Raw genomic sequence first — 23,200 nt, 5'->3', positions numbered from 1 at the left:
AATGGACATGGCATGGCAGTTGTTCAAACTCGGACGCTGGTCGTTCCGACGCCGACGGACCGTGGCGGGAATCTGGTTCCTGCTGCTCCTCACGGTCGCCGTCGGAGCGGCGACCCTGTCGGGCAAGACGAATGACAACTTCGAGTTGTCCGGCATCGAATCGACGCGGGCGTTCGACCTGATCAAGGACCGCGATCCCGGAGCCGCTCCTGAAGGCGCGGCTGCGAGGGTGGTGTTCCAGGCACCGGACGGCGAGTCGCTGGCGGACCCGGCCCACAAGCAGACCGTGACCGACGCGCTCGCGGAACTGAGGACGAAGGACGTCGTGTCGATCCTCGACCCGTTCACCGGGGAGACGATCTCCGAGGACGGGCGTACCGGCTACGCCTCGGTCGGCTACACCCAAAGCGCTGTCGATCTGTCCCAGGCGGACAGGGAGGCCCTCGAAGCCGCCCGCGACCTCGCCGCGGAAGGGGGGCTGACGGCCACCATCGGCGGAGACGTGCTCGGCGTGGAGATGGACGGCGCCCTCGCCGAACTGATGGGCGTCGCCATCGCCTTCGGGGTGCTGGCCCTCACCTTCGGGTCGCTCGTCGCGGCCGGGATGCCGCTGCTGACCGCGCTGGTCGGCGTCGGCATCGGTATGAGCGCCATCGCCATCCTGACCGGGTTCGTCGGGCTCAGCACCACGACCCCCGCGCTCGGCACGATGCTCGGGCTGGCGGTCGGCATCGACTACGCACTGTTCATCCTGTCCCGCTACCAGGCCGAGGTACGCCAGGGCCGTCCGCTGGAGGAGGCGGCAGGCCGCGCCGTGGGCACCGCGGGCTCAGCCGTGGTCTTCGCCGGCCTCACGGTCGTCATCGCCCTCGCTGGCCTCGCCGTGTGCGGCATCGGATTCCTCACCGAGATGGGCCTGGGCGGAGCGTTCACCGTCGCCATCTCCGTGCTCATCGCGCTCACCCTGCTGCCCGCACTGCTCGGTTTCGCCGGCGCTCGCGCCACGAAGCCGAGTCTTCGCTCCCCGAAGAAGCACACCACCACCGACGCCACAGAGACCGGCGCCCACGGCAACCCCGGGGAGCCACGCACCCTCGGACGTCGCTGGGTCGAGAGCCTTGCCCGGTTCCGCTGGCCCGCGCTCGTGGCGGGGATCGCGGCCGCCACCGTGGCCTCCATCCCCGTAGCCTCCCTGCAACTCGCGCTGCCCGGCGACAACACCAAGCCCGCGGGCAGCGACGTACGCGTCGCCTATGACCTCATCGCCGAGAACTTCGGCGCCGGAGCAAACGGGCCACTGCTCATCGTCATCGACACGAAGGGGGCCCCGGCCCCGGCCGCCGCGGTCGCCACCGCCACCGAGAGGCTGCGCAAACTGGCCGCCCGGGACGACTCCCACATCGCCGGCGTCATCCCGGCCGTCACCGGCGACAGCCCGCAGGCGCGGCGTGCCCACGCACAGCAACTCGACACGGCGCAGTTCGCGACGCTCACGGTGATACCCCGCTTCGGACCGTCTCACCAGTCCACCAAGGCTGTCGTCGCAGACATCCGGGACACGCTGTCGGACCTGCCCGACCACAGCGGAGCCCGCGCACTGGTCACCGGCCTCACCGCGGTCGACGTCGACATCTCCAACGAGCTGACCGAGGTGTTCCCGCTCTACCTCGCCGTCGTGGTGGGGCTGGCTGTCATCCTGCTCATCGCGGTGTTCCGCTCCGTCTGGGTTCCGATCAAGGCCGCACTCGGCTTCTTGTTCTCCGTCGGCGTCTCCCTCGGTGCGACCGTCGCGGTCTTCCAATGGGGCTGGCTCAACGAATTCGTCGGGCTGGACACCACCAGCCCGGTGCTGTTCCTGCTGCCGATCCTGCTCACCGGCATCCTGTTCGGCCTGGCGATGGACTACGAGGTCTTCCTCGTCACCCGGATGCGAGAGGCCTACATGCGCGGCACACCAGCGCGTCAGGCGGTCATCGAGGGGTTCACCCACAGCGCCCGTGTCGTGGCCGCCGCCGCCCTCATCATGGTCGGCGTATTCGCAGGCTTCACCCTCACCGACGACATCATCCTCAAAACCGTCGGTTTCGCCCTCGCCATCGGCGTCCTCGTCGACGCCTTCCTGGTGCGCATGCTCATCGTTCCCGCCGCCATGCTCATCATCGGTCGGCGCATCTGGTGGATGCCCCGCGGGATGAACAGGGTCGTGCCCACCCTGGACATCGAGGGCGAGGCCCTCACCACACGCCTCGCCTCACGCACACCGACCGACCAGGGCTTCAACACCAGGTCGGCACCCTCACCCGAGAACCTCCGCGAGCAGCACCCCGATGCGTGGTCCACGAGGAAACCGGCTGGTCGAGAGCGTTAGTTGGTCACGTCGCCCGGCTGCACGGCGAGCCGTGGGGGTCTGTCAAACGAAGGAGCGGTGTAACAACTTCGCGAGGCTGGGGCCCGCTGCAGGGATCTGCTCGGGGGAGCACCCACGACCGAGTCGATGATCTGTCCGCGCGTGCTGCGGAACGAGACGGCCTGGTGAGCCGCACAGTGCGCCCGACCGTCCGGCCCTGTGCCGAGTACGCCCCGACTGGGCGGGGCCGTGACCTGCACGCAATCCTCTACCGGGTGGTCGACTGGACCGGGGAGAACCTCACGGCCATCGAGGTGCCCCGCGCCGCGTACGGCGCGGGGCACCCTGCGGGCGCAGGCCCCTGAGTGCCCCGGCCCGTATCGCTTCGTCGGACGTCCGGCACCCGGACGAGGGCGGGACAGGAGCCGGCCGCCGCCCTCCGCGCACGAACGCGCCGCCGTCCCCCACAGCCCGACCCAGTGCCCCGACACCGTTGTGCTGCCTCCGGATGTGATCTGGGAGGCAGGGGTGCCCGGTGGAGCCGACGCACGCGCTGTCCGACGCGGGCAGTCAGACGGCACGGCTGAGCGTAGATTCCGCGTACTGCGGGATCCATGTCGGCCAGGAGCAGTCGGGCCAGCTCCAGTCGGCTCTCGTGCACATCGGGCCCGGCCATCGTCGCTGATGCGTAACGTCCCGAGTGGTGCGTCCGGCCGTGGACGGAGCGAGAACTCCGCCACGGCCGGACGCGGTGAAGTCCGCCAACCGCAGCTCGCGGAAGAGGATCTCCCGCACCTACGCGTCGTCGTACCGGATCGACGCCATGGCCGGCGCATTCTTCACGCCGGGGTCGCGCTGGACTCTTAACGGCCATACAGAGAACCGTCATTACTGAGCGCGACCAGTGCCCGCGGAACCGCGAAATTGCCCATCCGTTGCCCATTTGGCAGGGGCATTGTCCATCAAGTCGCGGAACCTGCACCCCGTGATCAGGCCGCCGGCGCCGGGTAGGTCGGGTACTCGACCCCGGAGACGTGCTGGACGACCCGGATGACCTGGCAGGAGTAGCCGAACTCGTTGTCGTACCAGAGGTAGAGGATCGCGTTGTCGCCGTCGACCTTGGTGGCGCCGGCGTCGACGATCGAGGCGTGGCGCGAGCCTATGAAGTCGCTGGAGACCGCGTCGGGGGCGCTGATGAAGTCGATCTGGCGCTTGAGCGGCGAGGTCAGCGATACGTCGCGGAGGTGGTCGAGCACCTCCTCGCGGGTGGTCTCGCGGGCGAGCCGCAGGCTGAGGATCGCGATGGAGACGTCCGGCACCGGGACCCGGATCGAGCTGCCGGTGATGGTCGCCTTGAGGTCGGGGAGCGCCTTGGCGACGGCGGAGGCGGCGCCGGTCTCGGTGATGACCATGTTGAGCGCCGCCGAGCGGCCCCGGCGGTCGGACCCGTGGTAGTTGTCCAGCAGGTTCTGGTCGTTGGTGAACGAGTGGACGGTCTCCACGTGGCCGCGCAGGACGCCGTACTCGTCCGCCATCGCCTTCAGCGGCGGGACGATCGCGTTGGTGGTGCAGGACGCGCAGGACAGGATCCGCTCGTCGTCCTTGACGGTGTCGTGGTTGACACCGTGGACGATGTTGGGGACGTCGCCCTTGCCCGGTGCGGTCAGGACGACCTTGGCGATGCCGGGGCGGAGGTGCTTCGACAGGCCCTCGCGGTCGCGCCACTTGCCGGTGTTGTCGATGAGGATGGCGTCCTTGATGCCGTACGCCGTGTAGTCCACCGACGTCGGGTCGTCGGAGTAGATCACCTTGATCTCGTTGCCGTTGGCGATGATCCTGCTGTTGGCCTCGTCGACGCTGATCGTGCCCTGGAACTGGCCGTGGATGGAGTCACGGCGCAGCAGGGAGGCGCGCTTGACGAGGTCCTCGGCCGCTTGGCCGGAGCCCTTGCGGACGACGACGGCGCGCAGTCGCAGGCCGTTGCCGGAGCCGGCCTTCTCGATGAGCAGGCGGGCGAGGAGACGGCCGATGCGGCCGAACCCGTAGAGGACGACATCGCGTGACGCGCGGCGCTCGATCTTGTTGGCGCCCGTGGCACCGGCGACGGCCTCGGCGGTGAACTCCGCCACCGAGAGACCGCGGTCGTCGGTCCGGTACGTCGCGGCGAGCATGCCGATGTCGATCTGGGACGGGCCGAGATCGAGCGTGGTGAGCGCTTCCAGGAACGGCAGCGTCTCGGTGACCGAGAGTTCCTCACCGGCGATCTGGCGGGCGAACCGGTGGGTCTTGAGGATGCTGACGACCGACTTGTTCACCAGGGAGCGGCTGTGCAGCAGGACGGTGACGTCCCGCTCGCGGTGCAGCTTCCCGATGGTCGGGATCATCGACTCCGCGATCCTCTCGCGGTTGTTCCAGTTGGTGAACGAGTCCTCATGGAGAGTCACAGGCACATCTTTCGAGCTAGGCGGCGCTCATATGTTAACCCACCCTTCGTTCGACCATTCGAACGGTGTCATCCGGGCCGGCGCGGGCAGCCGCGCCCGCGCGCCTTCCGGGCATACGACGCTGCCCCGCGCCGGGATCCGGTGCGGGGCAGCGCGGGCGCCGAGGAGTCAGGTCAGGCGGCCACGGCGGTGGCGGTGGCGAGCTGGGTCAGGATCGCGGGGAGCTGCTCGGCGACCTCGGCGTCGTCCTGGGGGTGCAGCTCGGCGAAGCGGGTCACGGAGCCGGGGATGGAGAACTTGGCGTCGGCCAGAACCGCGCCGCCCGCGATACCGACGGCCTTGCGGGTCTCGTCCTGGGCCCAGACGCCGCCGAACTGACCGAAGGCGGTGCCGACGACGGCGGCCGGCTTACCGACCAGCGCACCGGCGCCGTAGGGACGGGACAGCCAGTCGATGGCGTTCTTCAGCACGGCGGGGATGGTGCCGTTGTACTCGGGCGAGAACAGCAGGAACGCGTCCGCCTGGCCGGCGACCTCACGCAGGGCGGCGGCACCGGCGGGGACAGCACCCTCGACGTCGATGTCCTCGTTGTAGAAGGGGACCTCTCCGAGACTGTCGAAGAGGACGACCTCGACGCCCTCGGGGGCGTGCTTGACGGCCGCCTGGGCGAGCTGACGGTTGTGTGAACCGGCGCGCAGGCTGCCGACGAGAGCGAGGACACGTACAGACATGATGAGCTCCTGAGGGTGGTGAGGAATCTCGAAGCGGACCGAGGTCCGCTTCGTCTCTGTCATTTAACACTCCAAGCGGACCAGGGTCCACTTTCCTCGTCTCCCCGTTAAAGTGAGGTTCATGAATGCGCACAGCGCCCCTCCGGAGAGACGATCACCAGGACTGCGGGAACTGCCCGTCCTGGGCCAGCCCCCCCGAGAACGCTCGGACGCCGCGCACAACCGGGCCCGCCTGCTCGACGCCGCCGCCTCCCTCGTGCGCGAGCTGGGCGCGAGGAACGTGACCATGGAGGCGGTGGCCTCGGCCGCCCACGTGGGCAAGGGCACACTGTTCCGGCGCTTCGGGGACCGCGAGGGACTCATGCTGGCGCTGGTCGACCACGCCGAGCAGGAGTACCAGCGCGCGTTCCTGACCGGACCTCCCCCGCTCGGACCGGGCGCGGCGGCGCCCGAGCGGCTGGCCGCGTTCGGCACGAGCACGATCCGCCACACCCTCGACCACCTGGACCTCTACCTCGCCGCCGAACCCTGCGTCGAGCGGCGCCATCTCATCCCCGCCTCGGTGGTCAGGGCGACGCACGTGAGCACGCTGCTGCGTCAGGCGGGGGCGAGCGGGGACATCGAGGTGCTCACCCACGCGCTCCTCGGATATCTCGACACGGCGCTGCTCCACCATCTCCATGTCCGGCGGGGGCTCCCGCGGGCCAGGATCGAGGAGGGCTGGCGGGAGCTGGTCGACAGGGCGGCGCTCGCGGTACCGGGCCGGGGGCCGCGCGCGTAAGGCTCGGGCGACCGTGCGCGTACGGCTCGGGCGACCGCGGGCTTCAGCACTCAGGCGCGGGAGGCGCCCCGGTCCCCCGGCTCCGTATCGCACCCCGGCCCTTCGTCGAGCTCCGCGGCGTCCAGCGCGCGGGTGAGCCGGTCCAGCCGGGAGCGCAGGCCGTCGATCTCGTCGAGGTCGAAGCCGGTGGCCGCGGCGATCCTGCGCGGCACGCCCAGCGCGTCCTCCCGCAGGGCCGCGCCCCGCTCCGTGAGGTGGACCCGTACCGAGCGCTCGTCACGGATGTCGCGTTCGCGCCGGACGAGCCCGGCGCCCTCCATCCGTTTGAGCAGGGGGGACAGCGTGCCGGAGTCGAGCCGCAGATACGCGCCCAGCTCCTTGACCGGGAGCGTGCCGTGCTCCCACAGCACAAGCATGACCAGGTATTGCGGGTAGGTGAGCCCGAGGTCCTTCAGCAGTACCCGGTAGAGGCCGCCGAAGGCGCGCGAGGCGGCGTTCAGCGAGAAGCAGATCTGCCGGTCCAGACGGAGGAAGTCCCCGTCGGACGCGGAAGGGCTCGGCGTCGGCGTCACGGTCATGGGTTCAGGATACCGGCCACGCCATCAGATTGTGCACAACTGAATTGTGTACTCTAATGGTGGCGGCGGCACACCGGGCCGCCGACGACGAGAGGGATGGTTTCGATGGACGCGCTGTACACCGCTGTGGCGACCGCCAACGGCCGGGAGGGACGTGCGGTCAGCTCCGACGGCCGCCTGGACCTCCCGCTGGCCATGCCGCCCGCACTGGGAGGCAACGGCGAGGGCACCAACCCGGAACAGCTCTTCGCCGCGGGCTACGCCGCCTGCTTCGCCAGTGCGCTGGGGCTGGTCGGCAGCAAGGCGAAGGTCGACACGAGTGACGTGTCGGTGACCGCCGAGGTCGGCATCGGCAAGGACGGGACGAGCTTCGGCCTCGCCGTCACCCTGCGGGTCGAGCTGCCCGAGTCGCTCGCGGGCGAGACCGGTGAGGTCCTGGTCAAGCAGGCCCACGAGGTCTGCCCCTACTCCAAGGCGACCCGGGGCAACATCCCGGTCGAGCTCGTCGTCGAGTAGTCGAAAGCCGCCCCCTCACACCGTGACCGGCAGTCCTTCCAGCCCCCGGATCACGAAGTTCGGCTTGCGCACCGGCTCCCCCGCCGGGCGCAGGCCGGGGGCCAGGTCGAGCAGTGCGGAGAGCGAGGCCGCCAGTTCGACACGGGCCAGCGGGGCGCCGATGCAGTAGTGGATGCCCGCGCTGAAGGAGATGTGCGGGTTGTCCGCGCGGGAGAGGTCCAGGGTCTCCGGGGCGGCGAAGGCCGCCGGGTCGTGGTTGGCCGAGCCGAAGAGCAGCGCGACCTCGGCGCCGCGCGGCACGGTGGTGGTACCGATCTCGATCTCGTCGAGCACCCACCGCTCGAAGAGCTGGAGCGGTGTGTCGTACCGCATCAACTCCTCCACCGCCGTGGGCAGCAGGGTTCGGTCCGCGCGGAGCGCCGCGAGCTGGCCGGGGTCGCGGAACAGCGCGTGCCAGCCGTTGACCGTGGCGTTCACCGTCGCCTCGTGTCCGGCGTTCAGCAGCAGCGCGCAGGTCGCGACCATCTCGGCCTCGGTCAGCTTCTCGCCGTCGTCGTGGGCCGTGATGAGACCCGAGATCAGATCGCCGCCGGGCTTCTCCCGGCGTGCCGCGATGAGTTCCCGCAGATACGCGGAGAACTCCAGCGAGGCGGTGACCGCGCGGCGGGCCGTCTCCTCCGGCGGATTCAGCTCGTACATCCCGCAGATCGCCGCCGACCACGGCCGCAGCAGCGGCCGGTCCGCCTCGGGCACGCCCAGCATCTCCGCGATGACCGCGACGGGCAGCGGCTCCGCGACGGCCGTCAGCAGATCACCGCCGCCCTCCGCCACCAGCCGCTCCACCAGGTCCCGGGCGAGCCGCCGTACGTACGGGGCGAGTTGGTCGACCGTGCGCGGGGTGAACGCCTTCGACACCAGTCGCCGGATCCGGGTGTGGTCCGGGGGCTCCAGCTCCAGCATCCCCTGGTCGTTCAGTTCGTGGAACGGTTCGTGTCCGGCCGGCGGCGGGTTCCGTCCGAACTCCTCGTGCGTGAAGCGGTGTCCGTAGGAGCGGCCCAGCCGCCGGTCGCGCAGCAGCGCCGACACGTCCGCGTGGTGCGGGACGAGCCACTGGTCGGTCGGCTCGTAGTAGTGGGCCCGGCCGCGGGCCCGCAGCTCGGCGTAGGCGGGGTACGGGTCGGCGAGGAACGCGGGAGACCCAGGGTCGAAGTCCGGCATCCCAGGACCGTATCCGCGGCGGCGGCCGGGCACCAGGGACGGCCTCACGCGCGGGCGAGTGCGCGGCGCAGCCGGGTGAAGGGACGGGGCCGGTTCGCGGAGAGGACGGCCGTGGGTCTGCCGTCGCGTTCGTACACCGCGAGGAAGTCGCCCCGCGCCGGTTCGCCCTCCAGGACGCGTACGGTGTCGGTCGGCGCGCGGCGGCCGGCGAACTGTACGCGTACGCCGTACTGGTCGGACCAGAAGTAGGGCCGCCCCGTGTACGTGTCGACGGTGCGCCCCGCGAGGAGGTTACGGACGGCCACGGCGGGCTGCTCGACGGCGCTGGTCCAGTGTTCGGCCCGTACATGGGCGCCCAGTTCCGGCCGGTGGACCCGGGCGACGTCGCCGACGGCGACGACATGCGGCGCGCCGGTCGCGCACCCCGCGTCGCAGAGCACACCGTCGTCCACGGCGAGCCCGGAGCCGGCCAGCCAGTCGGTGCGCGGTATGACACCGATGCCGACGACCACCACCTCGGCCGGGAGGGTGCGCCCGTCGGCCAGTTCCACGGACTCCACCCGGGTACGGCCGCGCAGCGCCACCACCCCCGCGCCGCACAGCAGTCGCGTACCGCGCAGGCCGTGCAGGGCGGCGAGCGCCGCCGCCATCTCCGCGCCGAGCTGGGGCAGGAGCGGCATCGCAGCCGCCTCGACCACGGTGACGTCATGGCCGAGTCCCCGGCAGGAGGAGGCGACTTCGGCGCCGATGAAGCCCGCGCCGATCACCACCACCCGGCGTGGTCCCGCGTGCAGATCGGCGCGCAGTGCCATGGCGTCGTCGAGGGTGCGCAGGGTGTGAACGCCTCGCGGTGGCCGCCCCGTCGAGCCGGGGAGGGTACGCGCGGCGGCGCCGGTGGCGAGGACGAAGCCGTCGGCCCTGACCGGGCGCCCACCGGCCAGGGTGACCTCCCGCGTCCGTGGGTCGAGGTGCGCGGCGCGCTCGCCGAGGATCCACTCGACGTCGAGCGCGTCCTCGTCCTCCGGTTCGAGCAGCGCCTCGGGGGCGGGCTCCTTCTCCTCGGTGAGGAACCGTTTGGAGAGCGGAGGGCGGTCGTAGGGCAGGTGGGTCTCCTCGCCGATCACGGTGATCCGCCCGTCGTACCCCTGGTCGCGCAGCGCCCGTACGGCGTGGAGCCCGGAGAGCGAGCCGCCGATCACGGCGACCGACCTCATACGACGCTGCCCTCGGCCGCGGCGACGGCCACGGCCGGCGGAACCGCGACACCGGCCGGGACGGCGACGGGGGCCGGCACGGCGGGCACCGCGGACGCGGCCGGCACGGCGGGCACGGTCGGCAGCACGCAGACGACACCGTCGACGATCTCGACCCGGTGGGTTCGGACGGGCCTGCGCGCGGGCAGGCAACTCGGCGCGCCGGTGCGCAGATCGAACGAGGCGGCGTGCAGCGGACATTCGACCTGGCAGTTCTCGACCCAGCCCTCGGAAAGGGAGGCATCCTGGTGCGTGCAGGTGTCGTCGATCGCGTAGAACCCACCCTCGGTGTGGAACACGGCGATGGGTGGTTCCGTATCGATGCGTATGGCTTCGCCCTCAGGCAGATCTTCACAGCGGCAGACGGGAATCACAGGCCCCCCTCACGCGAATCAATATCGTACGGTTGTTCATGACGCATCGCGAGGCGCGATGCGCAACAGAATCCTGGCCCAACGCCCGGCCGTCAAGGGCTTCCAGAACTTCCCGAAGACGACGGCCGGATCGGAGCGCCGGTGGATGGGATCGGAAACATGGCGGACACAACTGAAGAGACGAACGAGGGAAAGCGGGGTCCTTCGGGGTCCGTTCAGTCGGTCGACCGGGCGGTGAGCGTGCTGGAGATCCTCGCCCAGCACGGCGAGGCCGGAGTCACCGACATCGCCGACGAGTTGGGCGTTCACAAGTCGACCGCGTTCCGGCTGCTCGGGGTGTTGGAGAACCGGGGACTGGTCGGCCAGGAGAAGGACCGCGGGAAGTACTACCTCGGCGCCGGCGTCCTGCGCCTGGCCGGCGCGGCGGCGCTGCGGCTGGACATCTCCCAGGAGGGTGTCGGGGTCATCAGGACGCTGGCGGAGGAGACCGGCGAGACGGCCAACATCGCGATCCTGGACAGTGACGCGGCGGTCAACATCATGCAGGCGCGCGGACCCGCCTCCGTCACCGCGCACAACTGGCTGGGGCGGCGCTTCGCGCTGCACGCGACGGCCACCGGCAAGGTGCTGATGGCCCATCTCCCGAAGGAGCGGCGTGAGGCGCTGCTCGCGGACCCGCCCACCCGCTTCACCGAGCGGACGGTCACCGATCAGGCCGTCCTGCGAGGGGAGTTGGCGGCCGTGGCCGAGCAGGGGTACGCCTGCGCGACGGAGGAGCTGGAGAGCGGGCTGAACGCGGTCGGGGCCGAGGTCAGGGGGCACGACGGATCGATCATCGGGGCGATCGGGGTGTCCGGGCCCGCCTACCGGATGACCGGCGACTCGCTGCCGGGGACGGTCAAGAAGGTGGTGGAGGCGGCCCAGGAACTGTCGCGGCGTATGGGCCACAGCGCCTGAAACCAGCATCTGACGGGGCGTCATATTTTGCCTGACGCCGCGCCGGGAGCGGTGAGCAGCGCTTCCCCGGGGGCCTTTACCTGTCATTAACCGGGCGCCCTTGACACCCCCTGCCGCCGTTCTCAGGATGTCTCACATAGCGCAACACGCACTGCACCGCGCAACAAGAAGGCGGGGTCGTGCGGCCGGTGCCCGCTGTCCGGCCGCGGCCCCGCCGTGCCCCCGCACCGCCGCGCACATCTCGCACCGCCGCGCACATCTCGCAACACCTCGCACGCCTCGTGAACGCACCCTTCGTGAACCGCGCACACCGCACACCCCTGAACGCACCGATCCGAGGAGGGGTATGTCCCGCACGCCCACCACCGCAGCGCGCGTCGTCATCATCGGGGCCGGCATCGTCGGCTGCTCCCTCGCCGACGAACTGACCGCCCGCGGCTGGAGCGACGTCACCGTACTGGAGCAGGGCCCGCTGCCCGCCCCCGGCGGCTCCACCTCGCACGCCCCCGGCCTGGTGTTCCGGACCAACCCCTCGAAGACCATGACCGGGTTCGCCACGTACACGGCCGAGAAGTTCGCCGGGCTCGACGTGGACGGGCTGCCCTGTTTCCACCGGGTGGGCGGTCTGGAGGTCGCCACGACCCCCGAGCGGTGGGCCGATCTGCACCGCAAGGCCGGTTACGCCGCCTCCTGGGGCGTGGACGGCGAACTGGTCACCCCCGAGCGGTGCGCCGAGCTGTGGCCGCTGCTCGATCCCGGTCAGGTGCTCGGCGGCTTCCACACCCCCGGCGACGGTCTGGTCCGCGCCGTGCTCGCCTGCCGGGCGCAGACCCGCCGGGCCGAGGAGCGCGGTGCGCGCTTCCTGGAGAGGCACACCGTGACCGGGATCGAGCGGGCGGACGGCCGGGTCACCGGGGTCGTCACCGACCGGGGTGCCTTCCCCGCCGATGTGGTGGTCTCGGCGGCGGGCTTCTGGGGGCCGGTCATCGGCAGGCTGGCCGGGGTGCCCGTACCGCTGCTGCCGCTGGCCCACCAGTATGTGAGGACCGCGCCGCTGCCCGAGCTGGCGGGCGTCAACGATCCGCGTACGGAGGCCGGCCGGCCGATCCTGCGCTTCCAGGACGCCGACCTCTACTTCCGCGAACACACCGACCGGATCGGCATCGGCTCGTACGACCACCGGCCGCTGCCCGTCGACCCGTTCACACTGCCCTCGTACGACGACGCCGAGGTGATGCCGTCCTCGCTCGCCTTCACCGAGGAGGACTTCGCCCGCGGCTGGGAGCAGTCGGCCAGGCTGCTGCCCGCGCTCGCCAGGTCCAGCGTCGAGGAGGGCTTCAACGGGGTCTTCTCCTTCACCTCCGACGGGATGCCGGTCCTCGGCGAATCCCGTGAACTGCGCGGATTCTGGCTGGCCGAGGCCGTGTGGGTGACCCACTCCGCCGGGGTGGCGAAGGCCGTCGCCGAGTGGCTGACGGACGGGCGGCCCTCGGTCGACATCCACGAGTGCGACCTCCACCGCTTCGAGGACGTCCAGCTCTCCCCCGGCCATGTGGCCGAGCGGGGCGCGCGGCAGTTCGTCGAGGTGTACGACATCGTCCATCCGCTCCAGCCCGCCGAGCGGAACCGGCCACTGCGCGTCTCGCCCTTCCACGCCCGCCAGCGGGAGTTGGGGGCGGTCTTCCTGGAGAGCGGCGGGTGGGAACGGCCGCACTGGTACGAGGCGAACGCACCGCTCGCCGCCTCGGTGGACGTCCCCGAACGCGACGCCTGGTCGGCCAGGTACTGGTCGCCGATCGCGGCGGCCGAGGCGCGCGCCACCCGTGAGCGGGTCGCCCTGTACGACATGACACCGCTGCGGCGGCTGGAGGTCACCGGCGCCGGGGCCCTGGACTTCCTCCAGCGCATGACCACCAACCAGCTCGCGAGGAAACCCGGGGCGGTCACCTACACCCTGCTGCTGGACGAGGCCGGCGGGATCCGCAGCGATCTGACCGTCGCGCGCCTCGGGGAGCGGCACTTCCAGGTCGGCGCCAACAGCGGCCAGGACCTCGACTGGCTGCTGCGGCACGCGCCGGACGACGTGCGGGTCAGGGACGCCACCTCCGGCACCTGCTGCATCGGGGTCTGGGGCCCGCTCGCCCGCGCGCTGGTGCAGCCGCTGACCCGCGACGACTTCTCGCACACGGCGTTCGGCTACTTCCGGGCCGGGCGGACCTGGATCGGCGACGTGCCGGTGACCGCGATGCGGCTGAGTTACGTCGGCGAGCTGGGCTGGGAGCTGTACACCGGCGCGGACACGGGGCTGCGGCTGTGGGACACCCTGTGGGAGGCCGGGCGGGAGTTCGGGGTGATCGCCGCCGGGCGCAGCGCCTTCAACAGTCTCCGGCTGGAGAAGGGGTACCGCGCCTGGGGCCAGGACATGACCGCCGAGCACGACCCGTACGAGGCGGGCCTCGGCTTCGCCGTCCGGATGGACAAGGGCGACTTCACCGGCCGTGCCGCCCTCGCCGGCCGCTCCGCGGGGAGCCCGGGGCGCAGGCTGACGTGTCTGACGCTGGACGATCCGGCGGCGGTGGTGCTCGGCAAGGAGCCGGTGTACGTGGACGGTTCGGCCGTCGGATACGTCACCAGCGCCGGGTACGGCTACACGATCGGCAGGACCGTGGCGTACGCCTGGCTGCCCGCGGCCCACGCGGTGCCGGGGACGGCCGTGTCCGTCGAGTACTTCGGTGAGAAGGTCCCGGCGACGGTGGCCGAGGAGCCGCTGTTCGACCCGGGCATGTCCCGCATCCGCCGCTGACCCGACGGCCCTTCCTCTGGAGGAACGCATGGCACCGACGTACGACGTGATCGTCCTCGGACTCGGCGGAATGGGCTCGGCCGCCGCCTCTCATCTCGCGGCGCGCGGCGCCCGGGTGCTGGGCCTGGAGAGGTTCGGCCCGGTCCACAACCGGGGCTCCAGCCACGGCGGTTCACGGATCACCCGGCAGTCCTACTTCGAGGACCCGGCGTACGTGCCGCTGCTGCTGCGCAGTTACGAGCTGTACGAGCGGCTGGAGCGGGACACCGGGCGCGAGGTGGCGACGCTGTGCGGCGGTGTGATGGTGGGCCGCCCGGACAGTCTCACCGTATCGGGGTCGCTGCGCTCGGCGCTCCAGTGGGACCTGCCGCACGAGATGCTCGACGCGCAGGAGATCCGGCGCCGTTTCCCGACCCTGACACCCCGGGACGACGAAGTGGCCCTGTTCGAGGCGCGGGCGGGTCTGGTCCGTCCGGAGAACACGGTCGCCGCCCATGTCCAACTGGCCACCCAAGCAGGCGCGGAGCTGCGTTTCGAGGAGCCGGTGACCCGCTGGGAGGAGCTGCCGGGCGGCGCGGGCGTACGGGTCCACACGCCCGAGAACGCCTACACCGCGGGCCAGTTGGTGATCTGCCCCGGCGCGTGGGCGCCGGAGCTGCTGGCGGACCTGGGGGTGCCGTTCACCATCGAGCGGCAGGTCATGTACTGGTTCCGGCCCGAGGGCGGGACCACACCGTTCCTCCCAGAGAACCATCCCATCTACATCTGGGAGGACGGGGACGGTGTGCAGGTGTACGGCTTCCCCGCCATCGACGGCCCCGACGGCGGCGCCAAGGTGGCCTTCTTCCGCAAGGGCACGGTGTGCACCCCCCGGAACATCGACCGGACCGTGCGCGAGGAGGAGATCGAGGCGATGGCCGCGCACATGCGCCGCCACATCCCGTCCCTGCCAGGCACCTTCCAGCAGGCTGCGACCTGCATGTACTCCAACACCCCCGACGAGCACTTCGTCATCACCCGGCATCCGGCGCACCCGGCGGCCGTGACCGTGGCCTGCGGATTCTCCGGGCACGGCTTCAAGTTCGTCCCCGTGGTGGGTGAGATCGTCGCGGATCTCGCGCTCACCGGCTCCACCGCTCACCCCATCGAGCTGTTCGATCCGCGCCGGCTCTCCGCCCCGGCCGTCTGAGAGGCAGAACCGCCATGACGACCACGCCCCCGTCCGTGGAGAGCGGCACCGCTCCGAGTCTGATCTCCACGCTCCCGGGCCACTACTACACCGATCCCGGGATCTTCGCCCTGGAGCAGGAGAAGATCTTCGAGTCGCTCTGGTTCTGCGCGGTGCGCGGATCCGATCTCGCCGGTCCCGGCGCGTTCCGGACCGTACGGATCGGCCGCGAGTCGGTGCTCGTCACCCGGAACAGAAAGGGCGAGCTGCGCGCCTTCCTCAATGTGTGCCGGCACCGGGGGGCCCGGCTGTGCACGGAGGAGTCGGGCGAGGTGCGCCGCACCCTCCAGTGTCCCTACCACGCCTGGACCTACGACCTGGACGGGAAGCTGATCGCGGCGCCCAACCTGGTGAGGATGCCGGACGTCGACCGGGTCGCTTACGGACTGCGGCCGGTGCCGCTGCGGGAGTGGCTGGGGTACGCGTGGCTGTGCCTGGCCGAGGAACCGCCGTCCTTCGAGGACACGGTGATGGGCGCGGCGGTGGAGCGGCTGGGCGACGCCGCGTCCATCGAGCGCTATCACACCGAGGAACTGGCGCTCGGCAAGCGCGTCACCTACGACGTGCGGGCCAACTGGAAACTCATCGTCGAGAACTTCATGGAGTGCTACCACTGCGCGACGATCCACCCCGAACTCACCGAGATCCTGCCGGAGTTCGCGGAGGGTTTCGCCGCCCAGTACTACGTGGGACACGGGGCGCGGTTCGCACCGGAGGCGCGGGGCTTCACGGTGGACGGCAGCGCGGGCCCCGGCCGGCTGCCCTCGATCGCCGAGGAGCAGGACCGGCGCTACTACGCGATCACCGTGAAGCCGGCCGTCTTCGTCAACCTGGTCCCCGACCATGTGATCCTGCACCGGATGTTCCCGCTCGCCGCGGACCGTACGGTCGTCGAGTGCGACTGGCTGTACGCGCCGGAGGTGGTGGCCCGGGGCGAGGACCTGTCCGCGTCGGTGGAGCTGTTCCACCGGGTCAACGTCCAGGACTTCGACGCGTGCGAGCGCACCCAGCCGGGGATGGCCTCCCGGGTCTACCGCGAGGGCGGTGTGCTCGTCCCCTCGGAGCACCACATCGGCGCCTTCCACCACTGGGTGACGGAGCGGCTGGAGGACCGGCAGGGCTGACGGCCACGGTGTGACGTGCCCGGGAGTACGGGGCCGGGGGTACGGGGCCGGGGGTACGGGTACGGGTACGGGTACGAGGGCCGGGGCCTACGTTCCGTCGCCCGGTGCCGCGGCGGATGTGGTGGCGCAGGCCGGGTGGCCCCAGCCGTCGGGGTTCTTGGCGATGGACTCGCCCGCCGCGTAGGAGCGTCCGCAGCGGCAGCGGCCGGGGAACTTCGCGTTGAGGGTCCTGCGTGAGCCGGACTTCGACGCCGCTTCGGACCCCGCCCTGGACGCCGCTCCGGTACGGGAGGAGCCGGTCCCGCGCGCGCCGCCGGACCGTACGGTGTCGGGCGCGGCCGGGGGCTGCGGGGAGCCGTGCTCGGTGCCCGCGGCCCGCTGGGCGAGGGCCGCCTGGCTCGCGGCGCGGTCGGCGAAGTCGTTGAGCCGGTCGCCGTCGACCTGGTGGGCGGGGACGTACCGGAACTCCACGGACCGGCCGCCGAGCAGCGCGTCGATCCGGGCGACCAGCTCCTGGTTGGCGACCGGCTTGCCCGAGGCGGTCTTCCAGCCCTTGCGCTTCCAGCCGGGCAGCCAGGTCGTGACGGCCTTCATCGCGTACTGGGAGTCCATCCGGACCTCCAGCGCGACATTCGGGTCCGTGGCGGTCAACAGCCGCTCCAGGGCGGTGAGTTCGGCGACATTGTTCGTCGCCGTGCCCAGCGGTCCCGCTTCCCAGCGGACGGGGGTCTCCGCACCGTCGGCGATGACCCAGGCCCAGCCGGCGGGCCCGGGATTTCCTTTCGACGCCCCGTCACACGCGGCGATCACACGTTCAGCCATGCCGCAGATCATGCCAGGACTCCGGGCCGCCGGACGCCGGGCCCCCAGGGCGGGCGGTGGTCCCGGGCTCAGCCGGCCTGTGGACCGGAGGCGGATCCCGGGGCGGATCCCGGGGCGGGGAAGGATTCCAGCAGGCGCGGCGGGGCGGCCTGCTTCCAGGAGTCCACCAGGATGTCGTACAGCTCGTCGAGATCGTCCAGCGCGCGCAGCCGCACCCGGACCCACGCGGAGCCCGCCTCGTGGGCCGGCACCCAGAACTTCTCCGGCTCGGCGGCGATCAGCTCCACCCGCTCGTACCGGGGGCAGCGGACCGCGAAGGAGGTCTCGTCGTCCGGGACGGTGATGAACATCTTTCCCGCGACCCGGAAGGTCGGCATGGACCAGGCTTCCTTCTCCACCGTCTCCGGCAGGGACAGCGCGATACGGCGAACATCGTCGGAATCAATCACAGGCGTCAGCGTAGACGGGGGCACTGACAGCCGGGCCGCGTGAAAGGGGCGGGCGCCGCCGACCCGCCCCGCCTCGCCCCGGTCTGCCGACCGACCGAACGGCCGGCCGGGTAAATCTCCGTCCGGCGGCAACCATTCCCCCCACCGCGCCGACTGAGGGGAAACCCCCTCGGACGAAGGACGTCACCGGTGCCCACTCCTCTCGCTTCCCCCTCCCCTACCGTGCGCCGCGGGTCACGCTCGTGGCGCCGTACGGCGCTCCTCTGCGCCACATCCGTGGCCGCCGCCGCTCTCGGGTCCGCCACCCTGGTGGTGACCGCGAGCGCGGCGACCGATCCGGCGCACCGGCCGCCGCCCGCCCTCGCGGCGGCCACGACACGTACCGTCGCCGCCGACGGCTCCGCCCAGTACCGCACCGTGCAGGCCGCCGTCGACGCCTCCGCCGCCGGTGACACGGTGTCGGTCGCCAAGGGCACGTACCGGGAGGTCATCAATGTCACGACCGGCAAGAAGGGCCTGACGATCAAGGGCGCCACCGGCAACGCCGAGGATGTCGTGATCACCTACGACAACGCCTCGGGGACCAGGAAGCCCGACGGGTCGACGTACGGTACGGCGGGCAGCGCCACCGCGACCTTCTCCGCGAGCGATCTCACCGTCACCGGGGTGACGATCCAGAACACCTGGCTGAGGTCCGAGCACCCGGAGATCACCGACACACAGGCGGTGGCCGTCAACGCGCAGGGCGACCGGCAGATCTTCCGCAACGACCGGTTCATCGCCCACCAGGACACCGTCCTCAACTGGGCGCCGTCCGCGACCGGCCAGTACCGTCAGTACTTCCGCAACTCCTTCATCAGCGGTGACGTCGACTTCATCTTCGGCAACGCGACCGCCGTCTACGACCGGGTCAACATCACCCTGCGCGACCGGGGCGCGGCGGCCGGCGGCAACAACGGCTATCTGTCGGCGCCGAACACCAACGCGGCGAAGAAGTACGGCTTCCTCATCACCGGCTCGACGATCAGCAGCTCGGCCGCGGCCAACACCTTCTCCCTCGGCCGTCCCTGGCACCCCACCGCCGACGCCGTCGGGCAACTGGTGATCCGTAACACCGCGCTGCCGGCCGCGGTGCGGATCGCCGCTCCGTGGACGGACTTCGGCAGCTTCCCGTGGAAGTCGGCGCGCTTCCACGAGTACGCGAACACCGGAGCCGGTGCGACGGTCAACGCCAACCGCCCGCAGCTCACGGCGGCGCAGGCCGCCGAGTACACCGCCACCACGTACCTGGCCGGGACGGACGGCTGGAACCCGGTGAACTGACGGGTGACAGGACGGACAGGACGGACAGGCCGGAACCCGGTGGACCGACGGGCCTGAACCGGGTGGACCGACGGTGCGCCGTCCGGGGCCTCATTCGCGCTCTTGACCGGGTCATGCCACGCCTCCAGGATGACCCGCACACGGGCCGAGCCCGTGCGCCCCACCGCTCAAGGAGCCTCGCGGCTCCGCTCCCCCACACCTCCACACCCAGGAGCCCCCATGCGACTGCGCATCCGCGGAAGCGGAGCCGTCCGACGCAGACGGACCGTGACCCTCACCGCCCTCGCGCTCGCCCTCTCCCTCGGCGCCGGCGCCACGGCCAGCGGCGCCGACGACACCCCGTCGGCCGCCGCGGCCAGGGCCACCGCCGCCGAGGACCTCCAGCAGTACGAGATCCGGGCGCACACCACCTCCGCGACGCGCACGGCGCTCGCCGCGACCGGTGTGACCATCGACGAGGCGGACAGCGAGACCGTGGTCGTCTCCGCCCGCGCCGCCGAGCTACGGAAGCTGCGCGCGCTGGGCTACGACCCCACTCCGCTGGGCGCCGTGCCCGACCGCTCGGCCGACGGGGACGCCGTGCCCTTCGACTTCCCCTCGGCCGACTCGACGTACCACAACTACGCGGAGATGACGAGCGAGATCAGCTCCGTCATCGCGGCGAACCCCGGCCTCGTGAGCCAGCGTGTCATCGGTACCTCGTACCAGGGCCGCAACATCGTCGCCATCAAGATCAGCGACAATGTCGCCACCGACGAGAACGAGCCCGAGGTCCTGTTCACCCACCATCAGCACGCGCGTGAGCACCTCACCGTCGAGATGGCGCTGTACCTGCTGAAGAACCTGACCTCCGGGTACGGCACCGACTCGCGCGTCACCAGCATCCTGAACAACCGCGAGATCTGGATCGTGCCGGACCTCAACCCGGACGGCGGCGAGTACGACATCGCCACCGGCGCGTACCGGAGCTGGCGCAAGAACCGCCAGCCCAACTCCTCGTCCAGCGCGGTCGGTACGGACCTCAACCGCAACTGGGCCTACCGGTGGGGCTGCTGCGGCGGCTCCTCCGGCACCGCCTCGTCCGAGACCTACCGGGGCGCCGCCGCCGAGTCCGCGCCCGAGGTGAAGGTCGTGGCGGACTTCGTACGGAGCCGGGTCGTCGGAGGCACCCAGCAGATCAAGGCCGCCATCGACTTCCACACCTACAGCGAGCTGGTGCTGTGGCCCTTCGGCTACACCACCGCGGACACCACGACCGGGATGACCGCGGACGACCGCAACGCGTTCGCCACCGTGGGACGCCAGATGGCCGCGAGCAACGGCTACACACCGGAGCAGTCCAGCGATCTGTACATCACGGACGGGTCGATCGACGACTGGCTGTGGGGAACGCACAAGGTCTTCGCGTACACCTTCGAGATGTATCCGTCGTCGAGTTCGGGCGGCGGCTTCTACCCGCCCGACGAGGTGATCACCCGGGAGACGAGCAGGAACCGCGACGCGGTGCTGCAACTCCTGGAGAACGCGGACTGCATGTACCGGTCCATCGGCAAGCAGGCGCAGTACTGCTGACGAACTGACCGGACCGGAACGCGCAGGGGCGTCCCCGCCGTGTCGGGGGCGCCCCTGTCGCGTATCCCGGCGTCCGTACGGCACCGGCCATGTGCTCTGCCTCACCCGCCACTTGCCGCCATTCGCACACATGTCCCGTGCGATAGAGGTAGCGTCCCGATCCGAACGGACAGTCAGGCGAGCGGTGGAGGAGGCGGGCATGACGGAGCCATCCGATCACACGCGGCCCGGGCGTCGTACGGTGCTGGAACCGACGCATGTCATGCGCCGCCGGCGGCCCCGCGCCCTCTCCGACTTCACCGAACTCTTCCGGCCGGAGGAGACCGGGCCCGAGGGCCCCGAGGACGGCCGGGGCGAGGGCTGGGAGCACGTTCCGCTGGGCGCGAAACAGCCCGGCCCGCCGAAGTCGTCCAGGCCGCCGAAGCCGCCGAGTTCACCGAAGCCGCCGGGCGCGTCCTGGGACGCACGCAGAGGCCAGGCGGCCCCGCACCCCTCCCAGGACACCACGGACACCGAGGAGTTGCCGCCCGTCCCCGCGCGAGCGGGCGAGGGCGTGTGGACCACCGCGACGGGCCGGCCGCGCAGCGCCCGGTTCACCGCCTTCCTCGCCGTGGCCGTCGCCGGGGTGGTGGGCTTCGGGATCGCGCTGCTGCTCACCTGGGGCGGTACGCGTGACACGGGCGAGGCCGCCGAGCCGCCCCCCTCCCCGACCCCGACCGGGCAGCCCACCACGGACCCCGCCCCCGGCACCCCGCCCGCCGCCGGCCCCGCCGACCCCGCCGACCCGGGCGGGACCGCCCCCGTACTCCAGGAGGGCGACAGCGGCCCGGAGGTGAGCGAGTTGCAGGAGCGGCTGCTGCGCATCCCCAACGTGTACGAGGGCGGCGGTGTGAGCGGCACGTACGACACGTCGCTCACCGAGGCCGTCGGCCGGTTCCAGCTCTGGTACGGCATCCGGGGCGACGAGACCGGCGTCTACGGCGACGACACCCGCCGCGACCTGGAATCGCGCACCGGCTCCTGACGGTTGGGGTCCCAGCCGTCGACGGGACCCCGCCGCGCCCCTCGCCCGTGTCACACCGCGTCGGCCAACTCCGCTATCTGTTCGGCGAGATGAGGGTCGGGGTGCGGGACGCTGCCGAACTCCTCGTCCCTCTCGATCGTCAGCCGCTGGACGGCCGCCCGCAGCGCGGGGCTCGGCGGGCGCCGCGGGTGGTCCGCCGCGACCCGGCCGACGGTCAGCCGGCCGGCCGGCGGGAGGGTCCGGCCGGCTTCGAGGTCGGCGGCCTGGTCCGCCCAGTGCGCCGCGTCCCGGCGCTCGCCGCGGGCGAGATGGAGCAGATGGAGGCAGTGGGCGGCCGTGGAGTTGCCCGCGCCCGCCGCGAACTGCCACCAGAACTGGGCCCCTTCGTGCCATCCGGCCAGATTGAGCAGGCAGGCGAAGTGCAGGGCGCCGTCCGGTTCGATACGGCGGGTGTTGGCGAGCCGGGCGAGCTGTCCGGCGGCGTCGATGCCGTGCAGGGCGCGGGCCGAGAGGGCGTGGAGGTCCGTGCCGGCCTGGTCGTGGACGGTGGGGAAGAACCCGCCGGGGGCGGCCGGCCGGCTCCGGGCGATACCCGCCCTGCGGGCGACGGCGCCGTCGTACATCAGGGTGTCGGCGACGGTCCTGGCGATCTGCCGCTTGGAGACGGCCAGGTCGTATTCGGCGAACGCGTCGGGGATCACGGCGTCCGTCAGTACGTCGTCGATGGTGCGCGGGGACTGTGACCGCATGTCTCTACTCCCTCTCCTCGTCGGTGGTCTGCTGCCGGGGCAGGCCCAGTCGCTGCGATATCCGCCGTTTGGCCAGGCGTCGGTGGGAGCGGACGGTGTCGCGCTCGACGCCCATGATCCGGGCGACCCGGCAGGACGGGTAGCCCAGCACGTACAGCAGCACGATCACGTCGTACTGCCGCTCGGGCAGGGAGGCTATGGCGGTGTAGAGGCCGAGGGCGGTCTCCATCACCTCGAACCGGCTCCGCACCGATTCGAGCACGTCGCGGGCGGCGCGCTGGAACGCGGCGGTCTCCACCATCTGCGGGTCCAGGCCGGCCAGCCGCAGATGGGTGTCCACCCGTGCCTTCAGCAGCGCCCAGGCGTACGCCTCGGGGCTCGGACTCCGGGTCACGCGCAGCCAGTTGAGCGCGAGGTGAGTGAAGCAGCTCCGCACCACGGCCCTGGCGGCCTCCTTGTCGCCGAGCATCGTGTGGGCGTAGTTGAGGTACGCCTTCACATAGAGGTCGTGGAACGCCTCCAGGGCGGGAGGCAGGCTGTACTGCACCTCGGCCAGGTACTCGCCGCGGTCGTCCCGGTCGTCCGGGGAGGGGAGTTCGGCGTTCACGGCTGGACCTCCTCTTCACGGACCGCGGGCGCGAGGGGAACGCCCCGGGCCGCGGCGCGGTGGTGGTCCTCCACCAGCGCGGCGGCTCCCACGCGTACCCCGGCGCGCAGCAGGCGCCGTGTCAGGCATCGCAGGTCCGGGGCGAAGACACGCGCGGCGGTGGTGAACACCAGCAGAGCTAAGACGTCGTCGGTCGTCACGGCTTGTCCTTCTTCTTCTGGACAGCACCGTCAACCCCCGCCGGTGCCGGAGGACTTGAGTGTCCTCAAGAGGCAGGATTTCCGACCGGGACGGTCAAAC

The 23,200-nt window shown here is 71.3% G+C and carries 23 protein-coding genes; 12 read left to right on the top strand and 11 right to left on the bottom strand.

The annotated features are described in order from the left end of the window. The first annotated feature begins 7 nt into the window (after positions 1-7). From ACIBJC_RS07960 to ACIBJC_RS07950, 3 genes are all read left to right on the top strand, one after another. On the top strand, positions 8-2,368 hold the full coding sequence (locus ACIBJC_RS07960; RefSeq protein WP_399289370.1) for an MMPL family transporter: 2,361 nt from the start codon (positions 8-10) through the stop codon (positions 2,366-2,368). Beyond that, complete coding sequence (locus ACIBJC_RS07955) at positions 2,332-2,712, top strand: winged helix-turn-helix transcriptional regulator (RefSeq protein ID WP_399289368.1); 381 nt, start codon at positions 2,332-2,334, stop codon at positions 2,710-2,712. Before ACIBJC_RS07960 ends, ACIBJC_RS07955 begins: the two co-directional genes overlap by 37 nt. A 170-nt stretch (positions 2,713-2,882) precedes the next feature. Beyond that, complete coding sequence (locus tag ACIBJC_RS07950) at positions 2,883-3,032, top strand: hypothetical protein (RefSeq protein WP_399289366.1); 150 nt, start codon at positions 2,883-2,885, stop codon at positions 3,030-3,032. Between the two features lie 304 nt (positions 3,033-3,336). On the opposite strand, the gene ACIBJC_RS07945 is transcribed toward ACIBJC_RS07950, so the two are convergent. After that, positions 3,337-4,791, bottom strand: a complete 1,455-nt coding sequence (locus ACIBJC_RS07945; RefSeq protein ID WP_399289364.1) for a glyceraldehyde-3-phosphate dehydrogenase — start codon at positions 4,789-4,791, stop codon at positions 3,337-3,339. 173 nt (positions 4,792-4,964) lie between these two features. Continuing rightward, entirely contained in the window at positions 4,965-5,522 is a 558-nt protein-coding gene (locus ACIBJC_RS07940) for an NAD(P)H-dependent oxidoreductase (RefSeq protein WP_399289362.1), read from the bottom strand. A 121-nt stretch (positions 5,523-5,643) separates the two neighbouring features. On the opposite strand from ACIBJC_RS07940, the gene ACIBJC_RS07935 reads away from it, so the two are divergent. After that, positions 5,644-6,303, top strand: coding sequence for a TetR/AcrR family transcriptional regulator (locus tag ACIBJC_RS07935; protein ID WP_399289360.1), 660 nt, complete (start codon positions 5,644-5,646; stop codon positions 6,301-6,303). Between the two features lie 50 nt (positions 6,304-6,353). Here the strand turns inward: ACIBJC_RS07935 and ACIBJC_RS07930 are convergent, their stop codons facing one another. Then, entirely contained in the window at positions 6,354-6,881 is a 528-nt protein-coding gene (locus tag ACIBJC_RS07930) for a MarR family winged helix-turn-helix transcriptional regulator (protein ID WP_399289358.1), read from the bottom strand. A gap of 105 nt (positions 6,882-6,986) precedes the next feature. On the opposite strand from ACIBJC_RS07930, the gene ACIBJC_RS07925 reads away from it, so the two are divergent. Next, entirely contained in the window at positions 6,987-7,397 is a 411-nt protein-coding gene (locus ACIBJC_RS07925) for an organic hydroperoxide resistance protein (RefSeq protein WP_399289356.1), read from the top strand. A gap of 15 nt (positions 7,398-7,412) precedes the next feature. Here ACIBJC_RS07925 and ACIBJC_RS07920 read toward each other — a convergent pair whose 3' ends face one another. From ACIBJC_RS07920 to ACIBJC_RS07910, 3 genes are read right to left on the bottom strand one after another with little or no spacing between them, the layout of a single operon-like run. Continuing rightward, positions 7,413-8,615 carry a cytochrome P450 gene (locus tag ACIBJC_RS07920; protein ID WP_399289354.1) on the bottom strand — a complete coding sequence of 401 codons (1,203 nt, stop codon included), beginning with the start codon at positions 8,613-8,615 and terminating at the stop codon, positions 7,413-7,415. Between the two features lie 44 nt (positions 8,616-8,659). Beyond that, on the bottom strand, positions 8,660-9,829 hold the full coding sequence (locus ACIBJC_RS07915; RefSeq protein WP_399289352.1) for an NAD(P)/FAD-dependent oxidoreductase: 1,170 nt from the start codon (positions 9,827-9,829) through the stop codon (positions 8,660-8,662). After that, entirely contained in the window at positions 9,826-10,242 is a 417-nt protein-coding gene (locus ACIBJC_RS07910; protein ID WP_399289350.1) for a bifunctional 3-phenylpropionate/cinnamic acid dioxygenase ferredoxin subunit, read from the bottom strand. Before ACIBJC_RS07910 ends, ACIBJC_RS07915 begins: the two co-directional genes overlap by 4 nt. A 159-nt stretch (positions 10,243-10,401) precedes the next feature. Between ACIBJC_RS07910 and ACIBJC_RS07905 the strand changes: the two genes are divergently transcribed. From ACIBJC_RS07905 to ACIBJC_RS07890, 4 genes are all read left to right on the top strand, one after another. Next, positions 10,402-11,199: an IclR family transcriptional regulator gene (locus tag ACIBJC_RS07905; protein ID WP_399289348.1), complete on the top strand. Its 798-nt coding sequence runs from the start codon at positions 10,402-10,404 to the stop codon at positions 11,197-11,199. A gap of 346 nt (positions 11,200-11,545) precedes the next feature. Beyond that, the gene (locus ACIBJC_RS07900; protein WP_399289346.1) at positions 11,546-14,002 is read left to right on the top strand and encodes an FAD-dependent oxidoreductase; all 2,457 of its coding nucleotides are present in this window, start codon (positions 11,546-11,548) and stop codon (positions 14,000-14,002) included. A gap of 28 nt (positions 14,003-14,030) precedes the next feature. Next, positions 14,031-15,191 carry an N-methyl-L-tryptophan oxidase gene (gene solA, locus ACIBJC_RS07895; protein ID WP_399289344.1) on the top strand — a complete coding sequence of 387 codons (1,161 nt, stop codon included), beginning with the start codon at positions 14,031-14,033 and terminating at the stop codon, positions 15,189-15,191. A 14-nt stretch (positions 15,192-15,205) separates the two neighbouring features. Continuing rightward, positions 15,206-16,354 carry an aromatic ring-hydroxylating dioxygenase subunit alpha gene (locus ACIBJC_RS07890; RefSeq protein WP_399289342.1) on the top strand — a complete coding sequence of 383 codons (1,149 nt, stop codon included), beginning with the start codon at positions 15,206-15,208 and terminating at the stop codon, positions 16,352-16,354. An 87-nt stretch (positions 16,355-16,441) separates the two neighbouring features. Here the strand turns inward: ACIBJC_RS07890 and ACIBJC_RS07885 are convergent, their stop codons facing one another. Beyond that, the gene (locus ACIBJC_RS07885) at positions 16,442-17,188 is read right to left on the bottom strand and encodes a ribonuclease H (RefSeq protein ID WP_399289340.1); all 747 of its coding nucleotides are present in this window, start codon (positions 17,186-17,188) and stop codon (positions 16,442-16,444) included. A 56-nt stretch (positions 17,189-17,244) separates the two neighbouring features. Continuing rightward, the gene (locus tag ACIBJC_RS07880; RefSeq protein WP_399289338.1) at positions 17,245-17,625 is read right to left on the bottom strand and encodes an MmcQ/YjbR family DNA-binding protein; all 381 of its coding nucleotides are present in this window, start codon (positions 17,623-17,625) and stop codon (positions 17,245-17,247) included. Positions 17,626-17,814: 189 nt separating this feature from the next. Between ACIBJC_RS07880 and ACIBJC_RS07875 the strand changes: the two genes are divergently transcribed. The 3 genes from ACIBJC_RS07875 to ACIBJC_RS07865 all read left to right on the top strand — a co-directional run bounded on the left by ACIBJC_RS07875 (position 17,815) and on the right by ACIBJC_RS07865 (position 21,544). Beyond that, positions 17,815-18,948, top strand: a complete 1,134-nt coding sequence (locus ACIBJC_RS07875; protein ID WP_399289336.1) for a pectinesterase family protein — start codon at positions 17,815-17,817, stop codon at positions 18,946-18,948. 219 nt (positions 18,949-19,167) lie between these two features. Further along, positions 19,168-20,520 (top strand): M14 family metallopeptidase, encoded by a 1,353-nt coding sequence (locus ACIBJC_RS07870; protein ID WP_399289334.1) that lies wholly within the window; start codon positions 19,168-19,170, stop codon positions 20,518-20,520. Between the two features lie 199 nt (positions 20,521-20,719). Continuing rightward, entirely contained in the window at positions 20,720-21,544 is an 825-nt protein-coding gene (locus ACIBJC_RS07865) for a peptidoglycan-binding protein (RefSeq protein WP_399289332.1), read from the top strand. A gap of 50 nt (positions 21,545-21,594) precedes the next feature. On the opposite strand, the gene ACIBJC_RS07860 is transcribed toward ACIBJC_RS07865, so the two are convergent. From ACIBJC_RS07860 to ACIBJC_RS07850, 3 genes are read right to left on the bottom strand one after another with little or no spacing between them, the layout of a single operon-like run. After that, a complete protein-coding gene (locus ACIBJC_RS07860; RefSeq protein ID WP_399289330.1) occupies positions 21,595-22,293 on the bottom strand; it encodes a hypothetical protein in 699 nt (232 codons plus the stop codon). A 4-nt stretch (positions 22,294-22,297) separates the two neighbouring features. Next, positions 22,298-22,900, bottom strand: coding sequence for a sigma-70 family RNA polymerase sigma factor (locus ACIBJC_RS07855; RefSeq protein WP_399289328.1), 603 nt, complete (start codon positions 22,898-22,900; stop codon positions 22,298-22,300). After that, positions 22,897-23,100: a hypothetical protein gene (locus ACIBJC_RS07850; RefSeq protein ID WP_399289326.1), complete on the bottom strand. Its 204-nt coding sequence runs from the start codon at positions 23,098-23,100 to the stop codon at positions 22,897-22,899. Before ACIBJC_RS07850 ends, ACIBJC_RS07855 begins: the two co-directional genes overlap by 4 nt. Positions 23,101-23,200 lie beyond the last annotated feature (100 nt).

It is taken from the genome of Streptomyces sp. NPDC050509 (assembly GCF_044457965.1).
Classification (GTDB): domain Bacteria; phylum Actinomycetota; class Actinomycetes; order Streptomycetales; family Streptomycetaceae; genus Streptomyces.
This window is presented reverse-complemented; position numbering and strand designations above follow the sequence as displayed.

What these genes read in the sequence shown, in the direction of transcription:
- ACIBJC_RS07960 (WP_399289370.1), top strand. Translation starts at nt 8, where the DNA reads ATGGCATGGCAGTTGTTCAAACTCGGACGCTGGTCGTTCCGACGCCGA.
- ACIBJC_RS07940 (WP_399289362.1), bottom strand. Translation starts at nt 5,522, where the DNA reads ATGTCTGTACGTGTCCTCGCTCTCGTCGGCAGCCTGCGCGCCGGTTCA.
- ACIBJC_RS07935 (WP_399289360.1), top strand. Translation starts at nt 5,644, where the DNA reads ATGAATGCGCACAGCGCCCCTCCGGAGAGACGATCACCAGGACTGCGG.
- ACIBJC_RS07930 (WP_399289358.1), bottom strand. Translation starts at nt 6,881, where the DNA reads ATGACCGTGACGCCGACGCCGAGCCCTTCCGCGTCCGACGGGGACTTC.
- ACIBJC_RS07925 (WP_399289356.1), top strand. Translation starts at nt 6,987, where the DNA reads ATGGACGCGCTGTACACCGCTGTGGCGACCGCCAACGGCCGGGAGGGA.
- ACIBJC_RS07920 (WP_399289354.1), bottom strand. Translation starts at nt 8,615, where the DNA reads ATGCCGGACTTCGACCCTGGGTCTCCCGCGTTCCTCGCCGACCCGTAC.
- ACIBJC_RS07915 (WP_399289352.1), bottom strand. Translation starts at nt 9,829, where the DNA reads ATGAGGTCGGTCGCCGTGATCGGCGGCTCGCTCTCCGGGCTCCACGCC.
- ACIBJC_RS07905 (WP_399289348.1), top strand. Translation starts at nt 10,402, where the DNA reads ATGGCGGACACAACTGAAGAGACGAACGAGGGAAAGCGGGGTCCTTCG.
- ACIBJC_RS07900 (WP_399289346.1), top strand. Translation starts at nt 11,546, where the DNA reads ATGTCCCGCACGCCCACCACCGCAGCGCGCGTCGTCATCATCGGGGCC.
- solA (WP_399289344.1), top strand. Translation starts at nt 14,031, where the DNA reads ATGGCACCGACGTACGACGTGATCGTCCTCGGACTCGGCGGAATGGGC.
- ACIBJC_RS07890 (WP_399289342.1), top strand. Translation starts at nt 15,206, where the DNA reads ATGACGACCACGCCCCCGTCCGTGGAGAGCGGCACCGCTCCGAGTCTG.
- ACIBJC_RS07885 (WP_399289340.1), bottom strand. Translation starts at nt 17,188, where the DNA reads ATGATCTGCGGCATGGCTGAACGTGTGATCGCCGCGTGTGACGGGGCG.
- ACIBJC_RS07870 (WP_399289334.1), top strand. Translation starts at nt 19,168, where the DNA reads ATGCGACTGCGCATCCGCGGAAGCGGAGCCGTCCGACGCAGACGGACC.
- ACIBJC_RS07865 (WP_399289332.1), top strand. Translation starts at nt 20,720, where the DNA reads ATGACGGAGCCATCCGATCACACGCGGCCCGGGCGTCGTACGGTGCTG.
- ACIBJC_RS07860 (WP_399289330.1), bottom strand. Translation starts at nt 22,293, where the DNA reads ATGCGGTCACAGTCCCCGCGCACCATCGACGACGTACTGACGGACGCC.